Annotated in this window: 23 protein-coding genes and 2 pseudogenes; 11 read left to right on the plus strand and 14 right to left on the minus strand. The window is 56.9% G+C overall.

The annotated features are described in order from the left end of the window. The first annotated feature begins 2 nt into the window (after nucleotides 1–2). The 5 genes from CKW20_RS12885 (at nucleotide 3) to arsJ (ending at nucleotide 3,961) form a co-directional block, all read left to right on the plus strand. Complete coding sequence (locus CKW20_RS12885) at nucleotides 3–365, plus strand: metalloregulator ArsR/SmtB family transcription factor (protein WP_095053227.1); 363 nt, start codon at nucleotides 3–5, stop codon at nucleotides 363–365. A gap of 96 nt (nucleotides 366–461) precedes the next feature. After that, nucleotides 462–1,178 (plus strand): arsenical resistance protein ArsH, encoded by a 717-nt coding sequence (gene arsH, locus CKW20_RS12890; protein WP_095053228.1) that lies wholly within the window; start codon nucleotides 462–464, stop codon nucleotides 1,176–1,178. 12 nt (nucleotides 1,179–1,190) lie between these two features. Further along, the gene (locus CKW20_RS12895; protein WP_095053229.1) at nucleotides 1,191–1,703 is read left to right on the plus strand and encodes a tyrosine-protein phosphatase; all 513 of its coding nucleotides are present in this window, start codon (nucleotides 1,191–1,193) and stop codon (nucleotides 1,701–1,703) included. Between the two features lie 23 nt (nucleotides 1,704–1,726). Then, nucleotides 1,727–2,731, plus strand: a complete 1,005-nt coding sequence (locus tag CKW20_RS12900) for an ArsJ-associated glyceraldehyde-3-phosphate dehydrogenase (RefSeq protein WP_095053230.1) — start codon at nucleotides 1,727–1,729, stop codon at nucleotides 2,729–2,731. Nucleotides 2,732–2,740: 9 nt separating this feature from the next. After that, nucleotides 2,741–3,961 carry an organoarsenical effux MFS transporter ArsJ gene (gene arsJ / locus CKW20_RS12905; protein WP_095053231.1) on the plus strand — a complete coding sequence of 407 codons (1,221 nt, stop codon included), beginning with the start codon at nucleotides 2,741–2,743 and terminating at the stop codon, nucleotides 3,959–3,961. 108 nt (nucleotides 3,962–4,069) lie between these two features. Here the strand turns inward: arsJ and CKW20_RS12910 are convergent, their stop codons facing one another. After that, nucleotides 4,070–4,732, minus strand: a complete 663-nt coding sequence (locus CKW20_RS12910) for an NADPH-dependent F420 reductase (RefSeq protein WP_095053232.1) — start codon at nucleotides 4,730–4,732, stop codon at nucleotides 4,070–4,072. Nucleotides 4,733–4,832: 100 nt separating this feature from the next. Between CKW20_RS12910 and CKW20_RS12915 the strand changes: the two genes are divergently transcribed. Next, complete coding sequence (locus CKW20_RS12915) at nucleotides 4,833–5,729, plus strand: LysR family transcriptional regulator (RefSeq protein ID WP_176466888.1); 897 nt, start codon at nucleotides 4,833–4,835, stop codon at nucleotides 5,727–5,729. A gap of 136 nt (nucleotides 5,730–5,865) precedes the next feature. On the opposite strand, the gene CKW20_RS12920 is transcribed toward CKW20_RS12915, so the two are convergent. After that, nucleotides 5,866–7,398: an MFS transporter gene (locus CKW20_RS12920; protein ID WP_095053233.1), complete on the minus strand. Its 1,533-nt coding sequence runs from the start codon at nucleotides 7,396–7,398 to the stop codon at nucleotides 5,866–5,868. Nucleotides 7,399–7,574: 176 nt separating this feature from the next. Here CKW20_RS12920 and CKW20_RS12925 point away from each other — a divergent pair, with 176 nt between their 5' ends. Together CKW20_RS12925 and CKW20_RS12930 are read left to right on the plus strand one after the other, a co-directional pair. Continuing rightward, nucleotides 7,575–8,462 (plus strand): LysR family transcriptional regulator, encoded by an 888-nt coding sequence (locus CKW20_RS12925; protein ID WP_095053234.1) that lies wholly within the window; start codon nucleotides 7,575–7,577, stop codon nucleotides 8,460–8,462. 66 nt (nucleotides 8,463–8,528) lie between these two features. Next, nucleotides 8,529–8,834 carry an NIPSNAP family protein gene (locus tag CKW20_RS12930; RefSeq protein ID WP_095053235.1) on the plus strand — a complete coding sequence of 102 codons (306 nt, stop codon included), beginning with the start codon at nucleotides 8,529–8,531 and terminating at the stop codon, nucleotides 8,832–8,834. A gap of 315 nt (nucleotides 8,835–9,149) precedes the next feature. Here CKW20_RS12930 and CKW20_RS12935 read toward each other — a convergent pair whose 3' ends face one another. After that, on the minus strand, nucleotides 9,150–9,575 hold the full coding sequence (locus CKW20_RS12935; RefSeq protein WP_095053236.1) for a GNAT family N-acetyltransferase: 426 nt from the start codon (nucleotides 9,573–9,575) through the stop codon (nucleotides 9,150–9,152). A 458-nt stretch (nucleotides 9,576–10,033) separates the two neighbouring features. Here CKW20_RS12935 and CKW20_RS12940 point away from each other — a divergent pair, with 458 nt between their 5' ends. Continuing rightward, on the plus strand, nucleotides 10,034–10,960 hold the full coding sequence (locus tag CKW20_RS12940) for a transporter (RefSeq protein WP_256585036.1): 927 nt from the start codon (nucleotides 10,034–10,036) through the stop codon (nucleotides 10,958–10,960). A gap of 142 nt (nucleotides 10,961–11,102) precedes the next feature. Here the strand turns inward: CKW20_RS12940 and CKW20_RS12945 are convergent. The 7 genes and pseudogenes from CKW20_RS12945 to CKW20_RS12970 form a co-directional block, all read right to left on the minus strand. Further along, nucleotides 11,103–11,258 (minus strand): annotated as a pseudogene (locus CKW20_RS12945) (IS5/IS1182 family transposase); the annotation flags it as partial. Then, complete coding sequence (locus CKW20_RS29830; protein ID WP_256585044.1) at nucleotides 11,259–11,408, minus strand: hypothetical protein; 150 nt, start codon at nucleotides 11,406–11,408, stop codon at nucleotides 11,259–11,261. It abuts the pseudogene before it with no gap. Nucleotides 11,409–11,430: 22 nt separating this feature from the next. After that, the gene (locus CKW20_RS12950) at nucleotides 11,431–12,108 is read right to left on the minus strand and encodes a DUF3313 domain-containing protein (protein ID WP_095053238.1); all 678 of its coding nucleotides are present in this window, start codon (nucleotides 12,106–12,108) and stop codon (nucleotides 11,431–11,433) included. A gap of 50 nt (nucleotides 12,109–12,158) precedes the next feature. After that, a pseudogene (locus CKW20_RS12955) lies at nucleotides 12,159–12,464 on the minus strand (outer membrane protein transport protein); the annotation flags it as partial. Then, on the minus strand, nucleotides 12,457–14,283 hold the full coding sequence (locus CKW20_RS12960; RefSeq protein WP_256585037.1) for a DUF3604 domain-containing protein: 1,827 nt from the start codon (nucleotides 14,281–14,283) through the stop codon (nucleotides 12,457–12,459). The gene CKW20_RS12960 and the pseudogene CKW20_RS12955, both read right to left, overlap by 8 nt. Continuing rightward, nucleotides 14,256–15,233: a HupE/UreJ family protein gene (locus CKW20_RS12965; RefSeq protein ID WP_256585038.1), complete on the minus strand. Its 978-nt coding sequence runs from the start codon at nucleotides 15,231–15,233 to the stop codon at nucleotides 14,256–14,258. The genes CKW20_RS12960 and CKW20_RS12965 overlap by 28 nt, the downstream gene beginning before the upstream one ends. Next, nucleotides 15,233–16,141, minus strand: a complete 909-nt coding sequence (locus CKW20_RS12970) for a peptidyl-prolyl cis-trans isomerase (protein ID WP_095053239.1) — start codon at nucleotides 16,139–16,141, stop codon at nucleotides 15,233–15,235. Before CKW20_RS12970 ends, CKW20_RS12965 begins: the two co-directional genes overlap by 1 nt. 182 nt (nucleotides 16,142–16,323) lie before the next feature. Here CKW20_RS12970 and CKW20_RS12975 point away from each other — a divergent pair, with 182 nt between their 5' ends. After that, nucleotides 16,324–16,662 carry a hypothetical protein gene (locus CKW20_RS12975; RefSeq protein ID WP_095053240.1) on the plus strand — a complete coding sequence of 113 codons (339 nt, stop codon included), beginning with the start codon at nucleotides 16,324–16,326 and terminating at the stop codon, nucleotides 16,660–16,662. 321 nt (nucleotides 16,663–16,983) lie between these two features. On the opposite strand, the gene CKW20_RS12980 is transcribed toward CKW20_RS12975, so the two are convergent. The 4 genes from CKW20_RS12980 to CKW20_RS12995 form a co-directional block, all read right to left on the minus strand. Further along, a complete protein-coding gene (locus CKW20_RS12980; protein WP_176466889.1) occupies nucleotides 16,984–17,418 on the minus strand; it encodes a DUF2721 domain-containing protein in 435 nt (144 codons plus the stop codon). A 525-nt stretch (nucleotides 17,419–17,943) separates the two neighbouring features. Further along, a complete protein-coding gene (locus tag CKW20_RS12985; protein WP_095053242.1) occupies nucleotides 17,944–18,486 on the minus strand; it encodes a histidine phosphatase family protein in 543 nt (180 codons plus the stop codon). 28 nt (nucleotides 18,487–18,514) lie between these two features. Continuing rightward, entirely contained in the window at nucleotides 18,515–19,549 is a 1,035-nt protein-coding gene (locus CKW20_RS12990; RefSeq protein ID WP_095053243.1) for an SDR family oxidoreductase, read from the minus strand. Nucleotides 19,550–19,559: 10 nt separating this feature from the next. Then, nucleotides 19,560–19,976 (minus strand): ester cyclase, encoded by a 417-nt coding sequence (locus CKW20_RS12995; protein WP_095053244.1) that lies wholly within the window; start codon nucleotides 19,974–19,976, stop codon nucleotides 19,560–19,562. A gap of 121 nt (nucleotides 19,977–20,097) precedes the next feature. Between CKW20_RS12995 and CKW20_RS13000 the strand changes: the two genes are divergently transcribed. Next, nucleotides 20,098–20,979 carry a LysR family transcriptional regulator gene (locus CKW20_RS13000; RefSeq protein WP_095053245.1) on the plus strand — a complete coding sequence of 294 codons (882 nt, stop codon included), beginning with the start codon at nucleotides 20,098–20,100 and terminating at the stop codon, nucleotides 20,977–20,979. Nucleotides 20,980–20,985 lie beyond the last annotated feature (6 nt).

Raw genomic sequence — 20,985 nt, forward strand, 5'->3', positions numbered from 1 at the left:
ATATGGCTGACCATCTGACACCGACCACCGTTTTCAAATGCCTGGCTGACGACACTCGGGTGCGCACGATGATGCTCATCACTCGTGAAGGAGAGTTATGTGTTTGCGAGCTGACTTGCGCGTTGAATGAGAGTCAGCCAAAAGTCTCCAGGCACCTTGCACAGCTGCGCAGTTGCGGTTTGCTGTCGGACCGTCGGCAAGGCCAATGGGTGTATTACCGACTGCACCCGAATCTCCCCGATTGGGTCCATCAAGTGCTGACCACTGTGCTCGAAAACAACAAACATTGGTTGAGCCCTGAGGCCAAACGCCTCGATGAAATGGGCGACCGTCCTGAACGGGCACTCGCCTGCTGTGAAAGCTAAATCGCCTGATTCCGCCTTCGAATACGACATCGCTCGCAAGGCAGAGCTGGCCCTGGCTCGATGAATCCAACAGCGCCGTTGCGCAGGACAAAGACTATGTTTGATGACCCTATCCCCCAACTTGATACCGAACTGGTTGATCTCCCATCGGCAGACAAGCTGGGTATCGAAATGACTTCCATCCACAAACCGCGCATTTTGTTGCTGTACGGATCGACCCGTGAGCGCTCCTTCAGTCGCCTGCTGGTAGAGGAAGCCGCTCGGTTGCTGGAGCACTTCGGCGCCGAGGCGCGGATTTTCAATCCGTCAGGTTTGCCGTTGCCAGATGACGCACCTGACGATCATCCACGTGTGAATGAACTGCGCGAGCTGATGCTGTGGTCCGAGGGGCAGGTCTGGTGTTCTCCAGAACGTCACGGCTCCATGAGTGCGGTCTTCAAGGCTCAGATCGACTGGGTGCCACTGGCCATGGGCGCAGTCCGCCCGACCCAGGGCAAAACCCTCGCCGTGATGCAGGTGTGCGGCGGTTCGCAGTCGTTCAACGTGGTCAATCAGTTGCGAGTGCTGGGTCGCTGGATGCGCATGTTTACCATCCCTAACCAATCCTCCGTACCGAAGGCCTATATGGAATTCGACGACAACGGCCGGATGAAACCTTCTCCGTTCTACGACCGTGTCGTTGATGTGATGGAAGAGTTGGTGAAATTCACGCTGCTGCTTCGCGACCGTCAGGACTATCTGGTTGATCGTTACTCCGAGCGCAAGGAGTCGGCGGAACAACTCATGAAACGGGTCAATCAGCGCTCAATTTGAGGATTTTTTACTGTGCAACAACACCCATATTCCGTACTACCCCTGGCACAGTTCACTGGCCAATTGATCTTTACCCCGTGCCCAGGCACGAAGGGCACCAAGCCGTTTGAGGCGTTGCAAACCCTTAAGGATGCGGGGGCATCTGCCTTGCTGACGCTGATGCCGACCGAGGAGTTGCTTCAGAACGAGATCGACCTGCTGCCCGAAGAATGTCAGATGCTCGGCATCGAATGGTTTCACCTGCCCGTAGACGACGATCAAGCTCCTGGCGAAGCATTCAAGGCCGCATGGGAGCAGCACCATTTGCGACTCACGCGGCTACTGACCGAAGGAAAGACCATCGCCATCCATTGCAAGGGTGGCTCAGGCCGTACCGGTTTGGTCGCCGCTCAGCTGTTGATCGAGAGCGGTGTGCCATTTAGCGATGCTATCCGCGATGTTCAATCGCTGCGCCCTCGCGCCATTCAGCATCCTGCCCATATCGAATACATCGGCCGGTTCGACACCCAGTCGAACGCCTACTGACAACGGATACAGAGCACAACAACATGACTATCAAAGTGGGTATCAATGGTTTTGGCCGGATCGGTCGCCTCGCTTTGCGCGCCGCGTGGAGCTGGCCAGAATTCGAGTTCGTGCAGATCAACGATCCGGCAGGTGACGCAGCCACGCATGCGCACCTGCTGAACTTCGACTCGGTGCATGGCCGTTGGAATTACCAGGCCGACTCCGAAGGCGACAGCATCGTCATCGACGGCAAACGCATCAAAGTCACTGCCAACAAGGCGATTGCCGACACTGATTGGTCGGGCTGCGATCTGGTGATTGAAGCCAGCGGCAAGATGAAGACCGTTGCGGTGCTTCAGGCTTACCTTGACCAGGGCGTTAAACGTGTAGTGGTCAGCGCGCCGGTGAAGGAGAAGGGCGCGCTGAACATTGTCATGGGCGTCAACCATCAGCTGTTCAATCCGGCGGAACATCGCATCGTTACCGCCGCGTCGTGCACCACCAACTGTCTGGCGCCGGTGGTAAAGGTGATCCACGAGAAACTGGGCATTCGCCACGGTTCGATCACCACCATCCACGACCTGACCAACACTCAAAGCATTCTTGATCAGCCGCACAAGGATCTGCGCCGTGCGCGTGCATCGGGCATGAGTTTGATTCCGACCAGTACCGGCTCGGCCACCGCCATTGCCGAAATCTTCCCGGAACTGCGCGGGCGTCTGAATGGCCATGCCGTGCGTGTGCCGCTGGCCAACGCTTCGCTGACCGACTGTGTCTTTGAAGTCGAGCGCGTTACCACTGTCGAAGAAGTGAATCAGTTCCTCAAGGACGCGTCCGAGAATGAACTGAAAGACATCCTCGGTTTCGAGGAGCGTCCGCTGGTGTCCATCGACTACCGCACCGACCCGCGCTCATCGATCATCGATGCGCTGTCGACCATGGTCATTAACGGCACCCAGGTCAAACTCTATGCCTGGTACGACAATGAATGGGGTTACGCCAACCGCACCGTCGAACTGGCCAGAATGGTCGGCCTGGCCGTTTAAGGAGCGGTGATGAAAGCGTTGTCAGCCCTCGCGCCGCAAGTGCGACAGTACCTGCTCGTGACAGGCAATTACTGGGCCTTCACCCTCACCGACGGCGCCTTGCGCATGTTGGTGGTGCTGCACTTTCACGCGTTGGGCTACAGCCCTCTGCAAATCGCGGCGTTGTTTCTGTTCTACGAACTCTTTGGTGTGATCACCAACCTGGTGGGCGGTTATCTCGGCGCCCGATTGGGCCTGAACCGGACCATGAACATCGGGCTGGGAATGCAGGTTGTGGCGTTGTTGATGCTGACGGTGCCAGTGGCCTGGCTGACGATTCCATGGGTGATGGGCGCTCAGGCGCTTTCGGGGATTGCCAAGGACCTGAACAAGATGAGTGCCAAAAGCTCCATCAAACTTCTGGTTCCTGATGGGCAGCAGGGCAAACTCTACAAGTGGGTGGCAATCCTCACCGGCTCGAAGAACGCACTCAAAGGTGTCGGCTTTTTTCTTGGCGGAGCCTTGCTGGCGTTGATCGGTTTCAAGGGCGCCTTGCTGGCCATGGCCGGTGTTCTGGCGCTGATCTGGATCAGCAGCTTGATTCTGTTGAAGAAGGACTTGGGCAAGGCCAAAGCCAAGCCAAAATTTCGCGACATCCTGTCCAAGAGCCGGGCGATCAATATCCTTTCAGCGGCGCGGATGTTCCTGTTCGGTGCCCGCGATGTCTGGTTCGTGGTGGCCTTGCCGGTGTACCTGAGCAGTGTCTTCGGCTGGGACTTCTGGGAGGTTGGCGGATTTCTTGCGGCCTGGGTTATCGGCTACGGCATCGTGCAGTCCTTCGCGCCCAACATCACTGGAAAGAAACGCGGGCACGTACCGGATGGTCGTGCGGCATTTCTGTGGGCACTTGCACTGGCGGGCCTGCCTGCGGCAATTGCTCTAGGGCTGAACACCGGGTTATCGCAACAGGGGGGGCTGCTCGGCGGATTGATGGTTTTTGGTGCGCTGTTCGCGGTGAACTCTTCGCTGCACAGCTACCTGATCGTGTCCTACGCCAAGGAAGACGGCGTGTCGCTGGACGTGGGTTTCTATTACATGTCCAACGCCATGGGCCGCCTGATCGGCACGGTGCTTTCCGGTTGGGTCTATCAGGTGTATGGACTGGAAGCGTGCTTATGGATATCGAGTGGATTCGTGCTGATTGCAGCTTTGATTTCGATTGCCTTGCCTCGTCACACGCTTGGTAAATGACTACTTTTGGCCGACAGCTGTCTGTCGGGAAGGACTGCAATCGATCCGAAGCTGACGTTGTCCTCAGTCAGCTCCAAGTCTTCTCTCGATCCAGTCGGTTGTGGGTATTCAGCGGCGCCACGATCCCTCGGGCAATTCGACCTGCCGATAGGCCGCAGCCAAGGCAACCTTCAGCCCCTCTTTATCCAGCGGTATGCAGTAGGCGGGTTTAGCCCGTTCGAATCGCCAGCTTTCATCGAGGCTGCCCGCATCTGCCGCGTCGAATCCAATCTCGTCCAGCAACGTGATTACCAACGCTTTCGCCGCCGGATCATCCGCCGCGATCGGCAGTGCGCGTCGGTCGGGCGCTGCTTTCGGGCGCGAGTCCTGCAGCAGGTCTTGGGCGAGGATTGCATTGAATACCTTGACCACGCTGGAGTGGGGCAGATGCTCGGCGAGCAGGCGGCTGGTGGTGGTTTCGAATCGGTCGAGAACGGCAATGTGACCGTCGCGTTCCGGGTAGTAATTGTTGGCATCCAGCACGATTTTGCCCTCTAGCCACTTGGCCGGCACGCTCCGGTAATGCTCAAGAGGAATGGCCACGAGTACAACGTCGCCAAATTGTGCTGCGTCCTCGACAGTGCCTACCTGACTGCCAGGAATGCCACTGAGCACGCTGCTCATGGTCTGTGGCCCACGTGAATTGCTGAGCATCGCCTCGTGTCCCGCCGCGATGACCAATTGTGCCACTGCACGTCCGATGAAGCCTGCCCCAATAATGCCGATACGCATGTCCTTGCTCCGCTGGTTGGTAAGAAGAAACCATGATGATTGCCAACCAAGGGCAGATAAATAATCATCGGCTACTTAGTCTCGTTACCAGGAGTGTTGAATGATGGATCGCCTGACGAGCATGGGGGCGTTTGTGATGGCGGCGGAATCCGGCTCCTATGCCAGCGCCGCCGAGCGATTGGGCCTGTCGCCGCAAATGGTGGCCAAGCATGTTTCCGCGCTTGAGCAGCGGCTAGGTGCGAGGCTACTGAACCGTACCACCCGACGCCAGAGCCTGACTGAGTTGGGCAGCGCTTACTACGAACGCTGTAAGCACATTCTGAGCGAGGCTCAGGCTGCCGACTCCCTTGCGCAGATCATGAACGACACCCCGCGCGGCAAACTGAGAATCAGCGCTCCTGTAACATTCGGCTCCTATAGCCTCATGCCCTTTGTGACGGAGTTTTTGCGTCAACACCCGGAGGTTGAAATCGATCTGCATTTGACCGACCGCTTCGTCGATCTGGTGGAGGAGGGGTATGAAGTGGCTTTCAGGATTGGCCCATTGGCCGCATCCAGTTTGACCGCCAGGCCATTGGCGCCTTACCGGTTGGTAGCCTGTGCGGCACCGAGCTATCTGACCGACCGCGGAGTGCCGCAAATACCGGATGATCTGAAGTACCATGAGTGTCTGGGGTATGCCTATTGGTCCCGGCCGGCCGACCGCGAATGGGTATTCTGTAAAGGCTCCGCAGTTGAACGGGTACAAGTCGTCAGTCGATTGCAGGTCAATGAGAGCAAAGCACTGCTGTCGGCAGCACTGGAGGGGTTCGGGATTGTCCTTGGACCGGAAGACTTTCTTGAGCCCGCGTTGCGCCGCGGCGGGTTAGTTCGACTGTTAACTGACTACCAGGCACCGAGCCGACAAATGCATTTGCTCTACACGGCCAATCGTCAGAGAACAGCCAAACTCCGACGATTTATCGATGCTGCGCTCGCCTGCTTTGGTGCTCATTGAGCAGGCTTTGGAGTTGTCTCAGCCGAATTGATCTGTGATTGATCTCGGTCGCAGGCTACTGGTTCATTCCTTTGGTTCCTGAATAAAGCCCGATGCCGTGCACGATCGGCGAGCAAAGAGCCTGTCTCAATCGGATTCATGCAGCCGCTCTTGCTTCTTCATGCGTACGCGCTCGACCCAGCAAGGCGAACACCAGCAACGCAGTCAGTGCCGATGATGCGGCCAGGACGTACAAGACCCAGCGGAATGCCTGGTCGTAGGTCGCCAGCAGCAAAGCGCGTTCTCCGCTTACAAGGGCGCCGGCCTGCGCAAGATCGCCGAGCGCGGCGCGATTGGCGGCTTCGATCACAGCGGCTGGATCGGCTGTGCCTAAGGCCCCGAGCAACCCGCCCTGAATAAGGAACGCCAGCAGCGCGCCCGCCACCGCGATGGCGATGCCATCAGCCGAAACACGCACGCAGTTGAAGATGCCCGTCGCCATCCCAACACGTTCCTTCTCCACCACGCTCACAGCCATGCCATCCATCAATCCCCAAGGCAGTCCAATGCCTACGCCGATCAGCGCCAGCGGTGCTACCAGCGCAGGGCCAGCCCCGCCGGACAACACCTGGCCCACCCAGACCAGCCCGACCGTTACCAGCAACAGCCCGACACCGGACAACATGCCGGCGGTGAACCATCGCGACAGCAACGCGGCAAGAAACGGCACGACCAGCAGCGGCGCGGCCAAGGGAATCATCATTTGTCCCGCTTCAAGCGCTCCCAGGCCGTCAATACCGATGAAGCGTCCCGGCAGCATCACGATCAACGTGACGAAAAAGAAGGCCGGCGACGCGGCCAGTATTTGCACGCCGACGAAACGCGCACGACCGAACAGCGACAGGTCGAGCATCGGCCGCGCCACTTTCCGCTCGATGCGCACAAACGCCATGAACAGCACGGCCGCAACCAGCAGCGACCCGATGACCGTGGCACTACGCCAGCCTTTTTCGGGTGCCAGCAGGACGCCATAGGTGAACAGGGCGAGCGCGGCGGTGAAACTGATAGCGCCCGGCCAGTCCAAGCCGGTGGCCTCCGGGTCTCGGGATTCCGTAGCGCTGGCCCATACCAGCCCGAAACCCGCCACGCCGATCATCGCCGTCGCCAGGAACACCCAACGCCAGCCTGCCACCTCCACCAGCCAGCCCGCTGCCAGCGGCCCGAAGGCCAGGCCGATGCCGAACGTGGTGCCGAGCAGGCTGAATACGCGGGTGCGGATCGGACCGGGGAAGGTCTGTGCCAGCGAGGACATGGCACCCGCGAAGGCGGCCGCGCCGCCCAGCCCTTGCAGCAGGCGCAGGCCGTCGATCCAGATCACCCTCGGCGCCAACGGAATGATGAACGTAACCACTGCGAACAGCGCCAGACCGACCAACCACACGCGCTTGCGGCCATAGATGTCGGTCAGGCTGCCGGCCGCCATCATGGCGCTACCGTAGGTCAGGATGTAGCCGTTGACCACCCAATTCAGCTGAACTGCCGTCCCGCCCAGCTCCTGGCTGATGGACGGCAGCACGACGGCCGGCCCGGTGAAGCACAGCGGGATCAGGATGCCGGTAAGGCAGGCGGCCAGCAGTTGTAGCCAGTCACGGCCAGTGGGGCCGCTTGTGGCGGCCAAGACTTGAGTCATAGAAAATATCCGTAAAGAGTCCGGGGGAGAAACAGGCGCGCGTCAAAGCCGTATCTCGAAAATCAAGACAGTCGTGTCCAGCCTACGCAGCCGTCATCGTAGGGGTGCGCGCTATTAAGAAAAATGGGCTAAGGTTCCGAACATATCGGACAATATTTCTTAAATTTGGCGGAAAAATGGACTCTCTGAATGGCATTGCATTCTTCGTGCAGGCGGCGGAAACCCGTAGCTTTTCGGAAGCCGGCCGAGTGCTCGGCATTTCGTCCTCCGCCGTGGGCAAGAGCGTGGCCAGGCTAGAGGAGCGGCTGGGCGTGCGCCTGCTGCACCGCAGCACGCGCAGCATTACGCTGACCGCCGAGGGCGCGTTGTTCCTGGAGCGTTGCCGGCGCATCCTCTGCGAGCTCGAAGCGGCCGAGCTGGAACTGTCGGAGACTCGGCAGGCACCCCAAGGCAAGTTGCGCGTGAGTCTGCCGCTGGTCAGCGGCTTGGTGATGCCGGCGCTCACGGCTTTCATGCGCCGGTACCCGGCCATCCAGTTGGACGTGGATTTTTCGGATCGGATGGTCGATGTAATCGAGGATGGATTTGATGCCGTCATTCGCACCGGAGAACCGACGGATTCCCGGTTGATGTCCCGTCCACTGGGAAGCTTCAAGCTGCTGCTGGTCGCCTCGCCCCGATACCTCGCCGATCGCGGCACGCCGCGTGTGCCCGCCGATTTGGCGGGCCATGCCAGCTTGCAACACAAGTTCCCGAGTACCGGCAAGTTCGAATCCTGGCCCTTGCGTATGCAGGAGGGCGAAGCAGAACCCATCCTCTTGGCCTCGATGGTATGCAACACCACCGAAGCCCTGATTCATGTCGCCCGCGATGGCCTTGGAATCGCTTGTCTGCCGGATTTCATGGTGCGCGATGCCATAGCGGCCGGCGAACTGCTGACGGTGCTGGACGACTTCAACCAGCATCACGGCACCTTCCGCTTGCTCTGGCCGTCGAGCAAGCACCTGGCGCCGAAACTGCGTGTGTTTATCGACTTCATGAGCGCGGAGCTTTTTAAGACCTGACTCGACCGGGCAGAGTTTATGGCATGTGTAGAATAGCGGTTTCCCCATTTTCAAAGGAATGATCCAGTGATCACTTGCCATGTCAGGTATGTAATCGATCCCTACCAGATCCCGGCTTTCGAAAGCTATTCTCGCCATTGGATTCGTGTGGTGACCCGTATGGGAGGAAAGCACCACGGCTACTTTCTACCAGCCGAAGGCGCCAACAACATTGCTTACTGTCTATTCAGCTTTTCCAGCCTGGCAGATTATGAGCAGTACCGTAGGGAGGCCGGAGTAGACCCTGAGTGCGTTCAATTGGTGACGCAGGCTACCGAGCAAAAACTCATCCTGAGCTACGAGCGCAGTTTCCTTCGTCCCATTCTTGATTGAACTAACGTGTTTGCGGCTGCGCGCGGGCGCCCCAAGAGGCTGCGTCAGGCCGATTTCGGCCTATCGCGAGTGGCCGCCAACGACCCAGGCTGTGTGAAAACGTTTTAGAGCAAGTTTGACAGTCAGAATCGGAACAAAAATCGCGTTCCTATGCAAATTTTAGGTCTGGCTGACCAAGCCAAACGCCGACAGATTTTACGTAGCAACGCAGACTTCAAAACGGCGCATGCGTTTTCACACAGCCTGGACCCAAAGCAGCCGGTCAGCATTGGCTGAAATTGGCCGATTAGCTATCGGGCCAAGATCAAAACGTTGTCAGCACAACAGCTTCTGGTAATAGAGTCGGGTATGTCCCGGTGGATAGTCTGCCAGGCGTCCGAATTCGGAGTAGCCCAGTTTTTGATAAAAGCCTGGCGCCTGAAAGCTGAAGGTCTCCAGCAAGATACCAGTGCAGTTCTTTTTCTGAGCGATATCTTCGGCCATGCGCATTAGCCGTTCTCCGATACCTCGGCCACGCATCGACTCGGGAACGCTGACAAGATCAATGAGCAGCCATTGATATGAGACCTTGCCGTACAGCCCGCCTATAACTTCGTTACTGTCAGTGTCTCGTAGCAACAGGGCAAATGTTTCATGGGCATCGTCCCCACCGTTGGCCAGATTATGGGCCAGTAATGGAGTCAAAATTCCTAACCGCTCTGCTTCAGTCGCATTTTCCGAAAGCTGAATTTCTACAGACATGGCGCTCTCCCTGAGCTATGAGTAAATGGGTCAACAAGGTAGCCCATTTCTGTCACCCCATGGCGAATCAGTAAATGCATCAATCGTCCGTCTTTTGATGGGCTGGACGGCTGCTTTTGGCCGCTTTCTGCCTGTCACCAAGGGCTGTATCCGACCCATTGCTGCCGGTGGCGATAGTCAAAAACGGCCAACAGCTGCCTGTCAATTTCGTCTGAGGAAACCCAGACGATCTGTCTCTTGCCGCGCCTTGTTATAAGACTTCGAGTTGTCCACGAAACCAGGTGAGGGCAAACTCATCCAATGAGCGTATGCCCAAGAACTGATTGGCCAGGAGTATCCGATCAAACAGTAAGCGCGGCCACACGGTGCTGGTGGCAGCTGTAAGTGCCAAACGAATGTAGATGCGCTACAACAATACATAGAACTCTGGGGGCCTGACAGGAAGCGAGCGAATGTGGATGAAACCCAAACTCTGCGTCGTCAGGCTGGTTCGGTTCGCATCCGCTTCGCTCATCATCGTAACTCCCGGTGCAGGCGCAGAGGATCTCGAACCTAGGTCCTACGCCAATACGCCGGTCGGTATCAATTTCTTGCTCATGGGCTACAGCGATCTCCATGGCAACGTGACGGCCAACCCCTCTGTCCCGCTCCAGGATGCCAAACTCAACATCAAGACTGTCGTGTTTGCCTTTGCCAGATCCCTGGACGTCTGGGGCCGCTCCGGGAAGTTCGATATCATCGTGCCTGAGGCAAGATTGACTGGCTCTGCCCTATTCGCCGGTGAACCCAAGGAGCGTAATGTTACGGGGTTGATCGATCCAAGATTCCGGTTCTCGGTCAACTTATATGGCGCCCCGGCGCTGTCCCTGGCTGAATTCCCCAGCTATCAACAGGATGTGATTATCGGCGCCAGCCTGGCGATCACGGCGCCACTCGGCCAATACGATGCGAGCAAGCTGATAAACCTCGGCAACAACCGCTGGTCATTCAAGCCTGAACTAGGGATTTCCAAGCGTCTGGGGCCAGTGACCGTGGAGTTATCCGGCGCGGGAACCTTTTACACCGACAATGACGAGTTCCTCGGTGGCCACACATTCTCCCAGAACCCGATTTACCAGGTACAGGGGCATCTTATCTATGCCTTTAGCAACGGTGTTTGGGCTGCGCTGGATGGGACCTACTTCGCTGGCGGGAGTACTTCAATCGATGGCGTCGGTAACCACGATTTTCAGGAAAACACACGCTACGGATGCACCCTCACGCTGCCGTTGAACCGGAACCATTCGGTGAAGCTGAATGCGAGTAATGGCGGACATACTCGCACGGGCAGCGAATACGATGTCATTGGCATCGTCTGGCAGTATCGCTTCGGCGGAGGGCTTTGAAACTTAGGGCTTACGCTACATTCCATTCATGCATTAGTGAGACATTTGTCTGATGCTGGTTGTTTACTAATGCCCGGTGGTGGCTCAGGAAAATCGAGAGTCACCTGGTCTGATTCGATGGATAAAGACCGGCAAGCCGCGCTATCACAGGATGGTAGGCCGGACGCCCCATTGCAGCAGGATCAACACCTTCAAACCCAAGTACACCCAGGTCGAGTTAGTCGACGAAAACGTCGACCACTCGGACTGGATTTTCTTTGGCTACGTAATCGTCCAGGCACTCCGGCAGAAGCGTCACTTACGTCCGAGTCTCACCTTCGATGAATCGCTTCATGATCGCGGCATCGATCAGGATTTCGCCCAGCCGCACATTGGGGCGCGTCGGTTCTGTGCGTAATACCTGGGCTTCGTTGGACAGGGTCGGTGCGGGATGCTCGACCCCCGACATAAGCGGTCGTCTGCGCCAGAAATCAACTGCCGATAAACGCCCGGAGATCAGCATTCAATTTATCGATCGCGGCTTTGAAATCCTTCGTGGTGATTTTCTGGCTCTCGTTCGAAAGCTGGCTGCCAAAGACCTTGCGCACTCCTTTGGCCACGCTCTGATTGGTTTTCGCGTCGATGAACTCGGCTTCGATGAACAGGTTAGTGTCCTGATCACGATGACCAGTGGCAGCTTGGGTCGCCCCGACTACGGCCGCAACCGGCACCACTTCATACCATTTCATGCCTTCATTCGAGGCGCTCACCCCGGTGATCGCTGCGCGAAGGATCAGAGGGGTTGACCCGACGGGTGCTGCGCTCTCGTTCGATACCACTCGGTATTTCTGGCCCAGCACGCCTTTGGCCTTGTGGGTCATGTAGGCCTGCAATTCGTCGAGTGTCTGCTGGTTGACCCGCTCGTTGGGTTTGGGCGCCGGATAGAGTTCGAGTTTGTTGAACACTACTGTGTCATACGCATTAGGGTTCCATGACGGACTCACCCAACGCATGGCTTTCTCGCCAGTGGTAGTCGTTACTTCTTGCAGATTGTTGTAGTTGGGGAGGAAACCGGAGTATTGATCTTGTTCGGTGACTTGCGAGGTGCAACCGCTGAGCATCAGACCGGTCAGTACGGCGCCGGCGAGCAGGTTTAGGGACAGGTTCATAGTGGTGTTTACTCCTTGGATGAAATTGTCGTTCTTTCGTTTACTGTGCATCAGAATCGCCAGGTCATGTTCCCGGTCAGGGCTTGAATCCAGGCATTGTCGAATTGACCGGATACTCGATTGCCCGATACGGATTTGGTCTGCTCCACCGGCATATCGCCGAGCCATGCCATGACCCAACTGACGTTGACATCGGTGTCCTTGTTCAGAGCATAGGTGGCGCCTGTGGCAATGCGCCATTCTTCGTTCATCGGCACGACCACGCTGCGGTTGCTGTCCGAGACGGCGCTGCTGTCGTAGGCCACGCCGAAGTTCCACAACCACTGCTCGGTGGCCTGGGCCTCGGCGCTACTTGACCTCTTCAACCTCATAATTCGCATAGCCGAACTCATTGCTGCGAGCCGCCATGTATTTGCCGTTTTGCTCGAATACCGTGACCTCGAAGGGTGTGCCGCCGAGTGTTGTCATTAGATGCCCATCCTTTATTTCATATTTGGCCGGCACGCCAAACTGTCCGTCATGCAGCATGTTCAGGTATTCCCCTTGCGCAGGCGGCTTGCCATCGACACTGATGATCAGGCGTTGTCCGTCGGAGCCATAAACGATTTCAAACGTCTGGCCGGTGACCGTGTTGCGCACCTTCAAGGTTTTGCCCTCCACGTAGGCTTGCAACTGGTCGTTAGTGAGCGCTTTGGCACCTTCGGTTTTCAGCTGATCGATGGTTTTGCCACCAGCGACAAGCTTGCTGTCCTCAGCATTCGGCGTGTACCAGATCGGCGAAGTCCACGCGCGTTCCTGGACGGTGGCCGAAACGTCAGCCGGAGGTGGTACTTGCAGCTTGGCCGCGTCATAGGTACTCCAACGCGGTGTCGGGATCTGGAGCACTCGGGTGTAGTAGAACGCGTGCTGGGCCGGATCGAAATCCGGATCGACCCAAACTTTTTTCAGCTCGGTGGCACCGATATTATTGGTGTAAGTCGCCTTGGAAACATCGACCGTGGAACCCACCGGTGGGACCTTGCCGGTGTCTTGGTCCAGTTGGCGATCACCTGACCAGGCGACGTCGTAGATCTTCTCGAACGTCTGGCCGTTTTTGGTCCAGCCCTTGATGATCTGGATTCGATCGAGGTTGCCATCGTCGGCATCCTTGACCGCCCATACCACGAAGGACGGAGTCTGTTTACCCTGTTTTGCCGGCAAGTCGCCGCCCATGGGAACGCCCTTGGCGTAGGCGGCATGCACCCAGTCTTTTTCATTCCACACACTGCTGTCGAAGCCCCAGCCACCAAACATGCGCACGGGGATGCGCACGCCGCTGGTGCCATAGACTTCTTTACGCTTCATGGCATCGAAGATCGATTCACGGGTATTTTCTTCGGCCCAGACACCGGCCAAACCGGACGTGCTGGTTTGCAAGGCCATCAAGCCCGAATTCTGTTTGCCGGAAAGACGCGCCGCCGGGGTGCTGTCGGTAAAGCCGTGGGAGCCGAAGTTGTTGCTCTGCGAATAAGGAATCACCCCATTGTGCGAGTCGCTGGCGCCGACCACGCCCATTTTGTAAGGGTTGTATCCACGAGCTTGCTGCAAAGCCATTCCGTTTTGCCAGGCTTGCCTGACGTAACTGCCATTGAGTTTCGATGTGCTGTTGTCGATGCCAAGCAGGAAATTCATGATTTCATAATTGGCAAATTCGTCTGTCGGCGACAGTTCGGGGTGGGTTTCTGAGGTGCCCTTTACCTGGTGAATTTCGGTGAGGGATTCATTGCGCATCCGCGTCTCGGCCCAGGCGGTATCGATGGGGCGGCCACGGTCATCTACGTCCACCGGAAACATCAGGCCGTTGCTGAGGTTGGCATTGTGGGAGATCGCCAGCACCTCGTTGCCTTTTTTGCGTTGATCGTCCATCCATCCCCACAAATCCTCCGGTTTGTCCGAATCGATGGCCGTGAAGGGCAGATCCGGCACCTTCTTCGAATCGCGGAAAAACACATTGCGGTGCATGTTTTGATTGTTGGGGGCTGAGGTCCATTCATAGGCGACAAACGTGGTGAACTTGCCGGGCTTGTAGTACTTGTCGGCAATGGTGATGCTCTGCTGCCAGATGTTGCCGGCAACCTTCGGATCAATCAGCTCCTTGATCGGGTGGCTCAAGCTGCCGACGATCCATTTGAACACCCGATTGAAATCTCCGGGGTTTTGACAATCAGCTTTTGTGCGATGGGCAGTGCCAGTCGAAAACGCAGTAACAGTGCGCGAAGGCTCAGCACAGCGGCGACGAACATCAACTGGCCGACTTCCACGCCGACATTGAAGGTGAACAGCGCCAGGGGCAGGTCACGTTGCGGCAAGCCAATTTCCGCCAGCGCACCGGCAAAACCAAAGCCGTGCAACAAGCCAAAACAGAACGCCACCACCCATGGCCATTGGGTGGTGAAACTGATTTCACCACGGTTCTTGCGGGCGATTTCAACTGCCAGCAACAGAATGCTCAGCGCGATCGTCGCTTCAACAGGAGGGCCGGGCAGCCGCACCGCACCCAGTGTCGCGAGTGCCAGAGTGATGGAATGGGCGAGGGTGAATGCGGTGATGGTCTTCACCAGCATCCAGCCATTACTCACCAGCAGCAGGAGGCTGAAGACGAACAGTAGGTGATCGCCCCCCCCCAGGATGTGTTGTATGCCATGAACCAGAAATGCACCGGCCACCGAGAACGCTCCCGGCGTGGCGGCGATCTCTATCCAGGGTTGCGCGGGGTGGACAAGGGTGGTCGTCAGGCTGCCGTCCAGGCGCGAGACACGCACCAGCACATCGGTGATGCTCGCTTGCAGGCCGATAAATTCGATGCGTTGCCCGATCAGTCCTGCGGGACCGGTATCAATGACTCGACGCTCGATCAGTGAATCGTTCAGTTCGCTTTCCACGGGCTCAACGACAGTGCGCACACCTTCGGCAAACCGGAGCGCAATCGGCAATCGCACACCTGAAAGCACCGGCGTGCGCCACAGTACGTTATAGCTCCCGGCGGCCGTTTCGTTGATTTCCAGGTAAGCGGGGCGGGACTCATGGGCCATGGCCGCCTGCCCCATGAACAAAAGCACCAACAGCAGCCAGACCGTGCACCTCATCACGGCCGCCCCGTTTGAGTGGAAACAATCCCGCTGGTCGATGCCGGCATCATCACCACGACTTCATAGCGTGCTTTCAGGGCCTCGAAATTGGCGCGTTTCGATTCGCTGCGTTGCTTGGACAACCAATCGGACTTGACCTGCTGGGCCACGGTTTCGAAGGGCGGTGCCGGTGGTTTGGCCAGCGTATCAATCCACACTAGATGCCAACCAAAACCTGACTCCACAGGCCCCACCCAACTACCCGGCGTTTGCTTGAACAATGAAATGGCGAACGTTGAACCAAAGACCCGCGCCACCTGATCCTGGGATTGTTCTGTGTAGGCGTTTTTAAACATGAAGGCATCGCCTTCACCACTGTTTTTGTCTGTCAGGCCACTTAATGCAGCCTGAGCCTGCATTCGCGCATCCGAGCCGCGTTTGTCCATGGCGAAGAACAAATGACGGAAGGTCGCAAGTGGCGGTGGGGCATATTGGTCCTGATGCTGGTTGTACCAAGCCTCAAGTACGCCGGGTGCAGGTTCGCGAAGCGACGCTACATCCTCTGCGAGGAAATCCATTTTTTGCGCCAGTCGGCGACGAATGATGGTGTCGTCTTTATCCAGGCCAAGTTTCAGTGCTTCGCGAAAAAGGATTTCCTCTTTCACATATTCATCAATCATGCCCTGCAACTGTTGCTCCGATGCGGGTCGTTGCCATCGTGCCAGCCAGGAAATCGCGATCCGCTGAACAACTTCAGGGGTAATTTCGATGCGTTGCGGATCTTGATTGAGGGGTGAACGGTGCAAACCTCCGTACAGCACAAAGAGCGCAAAACCGGCGATTAGAAAGTGCAATAACGGCTGGCGAAGGCATCGCTTGATTAACGAAAGACGAGATTCTTTCACTTCGCAGACGCTTAAGCTCATGACTTATTACCCCACGCTATACTCGAATGGTTTTCGAGCACAGTGGAGTATTGCTGCAGGATTGGAACTTTCCACCAAGGCTAATCACGATAAGCACTAAGGCTTAGTCGCAATCGGATTAACCAATTCCTCAGGGCTGTGCAGTCTTGCACCCATGCAGCCCGGGATGGAGCGCCCATAGGATGAAAGGACTGCTTGTTTTCGCCGCAATCATCGAGGCAGCCACTGGCGTGGCGCTGATACTTGTCCCGTCGCTGGTAGGGCAACTTTTGCTTGGCATCGAACTAACGGGCGTCATCGTCCGCGTTGCCGGTATCGCCCTCATCGCATTGGGCGTCGCCTGCTGGCCCCGCTCACCCTTGTTCGGCATGTTGATCTATAACGCAGCCGTGACGGTGTATCTCACCTACGTTGGCATCTCGGGCAATTCGAGTGGGGTTCTCTTGTGGCCCGTGGTCATTCTGCACGGAGTCATGACGGTACTTTTGATTCGAGCAATGACCAGGGAAACTTCACATTGAGCCAATTCTGTTGAAAAAGTCGACTTCGGTTGTCATGGCTGAAAAGTACGCGCTTGAGATTGAAGTCCGAGACTTGCGCAGAAGATTCAGGGCCAGATTTGATGTAGCCGCGTGCAAAAAAAGACACTTTCACCGTTCAATGCATTGCTAGCCAGGCCCGGCCGACTTTTTCGTCACAATCGGCCGATTGCAGTCTGTCACGAAGGGTTGTAATGAACCCATAGCGGACTATCAGAGATGCCCCCGAAGTCAGGGGGAATTCGTCGCGTCTGGGGGCCGTGCCTCCGGGGCTCCGGACTTAGCACCAAGAATTTGAATCGGTCAAAGGTGTTCATCCGCCGCACTGACACTGATTTTAGCTTCTTGGGCGAAGCGAAACAGACCCACACCGAGGAAGAATGTGGCAATTACAAAAAGAAGGCCGGCACCATAAGCGTACTTGAAGCCCATGAACTCAGTTACAAAGATGATAGCGAGCAGCAGGGTGGCGCAAAGTCCGCCGCGCAAAGAAGACAGGATACCAGCGTTCAATAAGTCAGCCCGCCGCCTCAATCGCTCCAGATCGGCCCTGAGGTGCGCACGCCTCTGGTCGTCTTCGGGGATCGCATTGAGTACCCGTGTACGGTCGATGACAGCTGATAACCTCGAAGTCATTAACGAAACGAACGCAGCTATTGCACCAAGGAAAAACGTCGGGGCTGTTGCTTGTGAAAAGATTTGCGACAACCGCACAGCGTCAGGAATGAATTCGTTCAATTTAGGGACCACCTATAGGCCGAATATTTGCAATTCTCCATTTGACATAATTCGTGGTGAAAAGGCAGGGCGCACCCCTGTTATCAGCTGAGGGCCTCAGTACAGTCTTGGGGGCTGAGTATTACTGACAATAGGGCACCAACGTCAGCCTAAGCCTGCGAGTTGGTCGGGGCGCCCTGTCGTGAAGCGTAGAGCAGTCCAGGAGACTTTCAACAGTGAGCAAACGTTTTTATGCCGTGTAGTGGGGCATCCTGACACTAATGAAAATAAATACAGGTCCTTCGAATCTTGTTGCTGGACACTTGCGACTGGCTCCTTTTGGCTGATTTCTGCCGGTCACAAAGGGCTGCAATCGACCCTGAACGGACACTCGTCAACGTCAGTTCAGGGTCGAAAGCTGCTCGCTCCGCTGTAATTTAGTCGCCCTTATAGATCAACGCTAAACCATTACCTATGGAGCCTTGGCGTCGGCCCGGTTGACCATGCTGGTGCAGGTCTGGCGCAATGTCGCTCAACAGGCACCTATTAAACACCGCCGTGTTGATACACCGTCGCACTCCAATACTGGCTGCCATTACGGTTTTGGCGAGTCCATCCATCTGCCACCAGTTGTTTGGCAATCATTCGATTCATAATGCCATGACCGAGCAGCAGAACCGGTCCTTCGCTGGCAAGGGACTGAAGTCGTTGAGCTGCCGTGCTGGCGCGCATCCTCGCCGTGCCGACGGATTCGACGCTGCGTGAGTAACCGCACAACCATAAGACTCGAAGGATAAATGCCCAGGTAAACGGCGATAGCCGTGGCAGTTTCCAGTGACCATAAGGCAGTTGCGCTTCACGGAAAAGCGCGTCGACGAGGGCGGGCTTCAGGCCAAGCGCCTGGACGGAAGTCAGCGCACGAGGCGCGTCGCTTGAGACAACCACCGTGGCGGTTGCGGCGAGCTGCATGCTGGCATCCGGGACGGGTTGGTTGGTGATTTCGGACTGGTTGTAGTGTTCGATCCAGTCTTTCATATCGAGTGCTGACATTTTTTCGGTTGCGACCAACTTTGGCTGGCCGTGGCGCATCAGGATTATTTTCCTGCTCACAGTATGTTTACGTCCTTGTCCTGGTGTGTGTTTCAAACCAATCGTGATCACGGTACCACGCCACGGTGTCGGTGATTGTCAGCTCTAGCGCCCGGAAACTCAGGCCAAGCTCTTTTTCACTTTTACTGTGGTTGAAACACGAGCGGTCCTTCTCTCGTACCAACAGGCGCAACGTGGCCATGCTCAGCAGGATGGGCTTGCCGGTAATACGCGCATAGATTTCCTGCACCGCCGCCAAAGTGTATAGAAAGGCCAGCGGTAATTGTCGAACGGGTGTCTTGACGCCCGCTATACGTCCCAGAACAGGCACCAGCTCACGCATTGTCATATGCCGGCCCGCCGCGAGATAGCGCTCACCGCGCCGTCCATGCCTGGCGGCGGCAATCTGCGCCAATGCCACATCGCGGGCATCGACAACGGAGAAACTACCGGGGATCAGTCCGGGCAATTTGCCGCGCACGACATCGTTGACCAACTGTCCCGAGGAGGTCGGGCCAATGTCGGCTGGGCCCCACATCCAGCCAGGCAGGACCATGCAGGCATGCATCTCGGGATGGACCTCCAGGAACGACAAGACGACACGGTCGGCGAGGATCTTGCTACGGTAGTAGTCATCCGCATCGGCGTCGGCCCGCAGACATGTCTCATCGATGGACGTGCCAGGTGCGCCGTCGAGCACGGCAATGGAAGACGTATGGATGAACCGTCGAATACCGGCGCGGTAGGCCTGGTTAAGCAGGCACCGCGTACCAGACACGTTAATCTTTTCGAGTTCCTTCCAGTGGCTGCCGCCCTTGTAGTTGTCGCGAAAGAACGCCGCAGTGTGAAATACCGTATCGCAGCCTTGCAGCGTCGCTGCGAATGCGTCGACATCGGCCATGTCCCCTACGACCAGTTCCACCCCCGGCAGGTTGTTGAATTGCTGTTCACCTTTGGCCCTTGATCGGACCAGCGCTTTGACCGTACAGCCATGAGCGACCAATTCACGCACCAGGTTATTGCCCAGCAAGCCTGTTGCGCCAGTAACGAATACGCTGTGCATCTCTCAATCCTCAGTTTGATCGGCTAAAAAATGACATCAACACCGCACTGTCGAAGAAGGCCTCTTCACGAATGGCCAGCCCGTCTTTGAAGGTGAAGTGTGCGGCGTAGTACACGGCGATGTGGCGACCATGGGGTGGAATCACCCGGTCCGGCAGCACTAATGGTGCGGTGAAGGTGCCGGTCAGGAAGGCGGTCAGTGCTAAACGATCGTTATCGACGGCAAATGGGCTGAAGGTCAGCTGGGCATCGGGGAACGCTTCGAGTAATGCGGTTTCTCGCTGGCGCATGGATTCGCGACCGGTTTGCATCCCCATCCCATCGAAGTAGATGAAGTCTTCGCAAACCAGCGCAAGCATCGCCTCCACATCACGGCGATTGAAGGCGCTGGCGGCGCGTTCCGCAAAGTCGTTGGGGCCAGTAGTCATACAGTCCGTTCCATTCCATTCGTTTCGAGGGTCTGTAGATATACCTTTGAGGTCTCTGTCGAAAAACAGCGACTACTGCATAATGGCTTTGCATATATGCAGACCAGGGAGGCTATGAAGCATGGCGTTGCAAGCAAATTGGGATGATCTTCGTCTGCTGTTGGCCGTCTCGCGGCGCGGTAGCTTTCTTCAGGCCGGCCAATTGCTGGGGGTCGCTGCGTCTACGGTGTCGCGACGGCTGACCCAGCTTGAAGGTGCACTTGGCGAGCCACTCGTCGAGCGGGGCGTTGAAGGATGCTGGTTGACCCCGCGAGGCCAATCCCTCGTGGACGTTGCCCTGGCTGCTGAAGCGGGCTTGAGGCGTCAAACCGTTACGGGCATGTCCGAGTTACACACAGAGCTATCTGGTAGTGTCGTGGTCAGTGCAGGAGAGGGATTCTCGTCTTGCGTGCTGGAGGCCGCGAGTCGCTTCACCTCTGCGCACCCACGATGCTCGGTGGAATTGCTGATAACCGCCGACTTTCACAAGATTGTCCGCGGCGCCGCAGACATTGCAATACGCACAGTTCATCTGGGCGAGCCGTCGCTGATTTATCGCCCCATAGGCAGGCTCGCTTACGGTGTCTTCGCCGATGCAGGTTATCTGAAGCGGTTTCCAGGAGTGACGCCAGCCACTGCGGTCAATATTGCCTTGCTTCCTCCGCTGGATATGTTGCCGCAAATGTGTGCGGCAAAGGCTGCGGGGCTGGATCGCACGCAGATCAGCGTGAACTCATTCGCTGTTCAGCTCGAATCGGTGAAGCGAGGTATGGGCGTGGCAGTGCTGCCCCGTATTCTGGCGAAAGACCTGATCGGGGTGTTCCCGGATCTCCAACTTCCAGATATGGAGGTCTATCTGGTGACCCGGCCGCAGGCATTGAAACAGGCTCACATCAAATGTTTTTTTGTCATCCTGGAGCAGGTACTGCTTGAAGCCCTTTGCGTAGATGTCGGCACTGATTGAAAACTG

Origin of the sequence: Pseudomonas sp. Irchel s3b2, from assembly GCF_900187445.1 — a bacterium.
In the GTDB taxonomy this organism is placed as follows: Bacteria; Pseudomonadota; Gammaproteobacteria; order Pseudomonadales; family Pseudomonadaceae; genus Aquipseudomonas.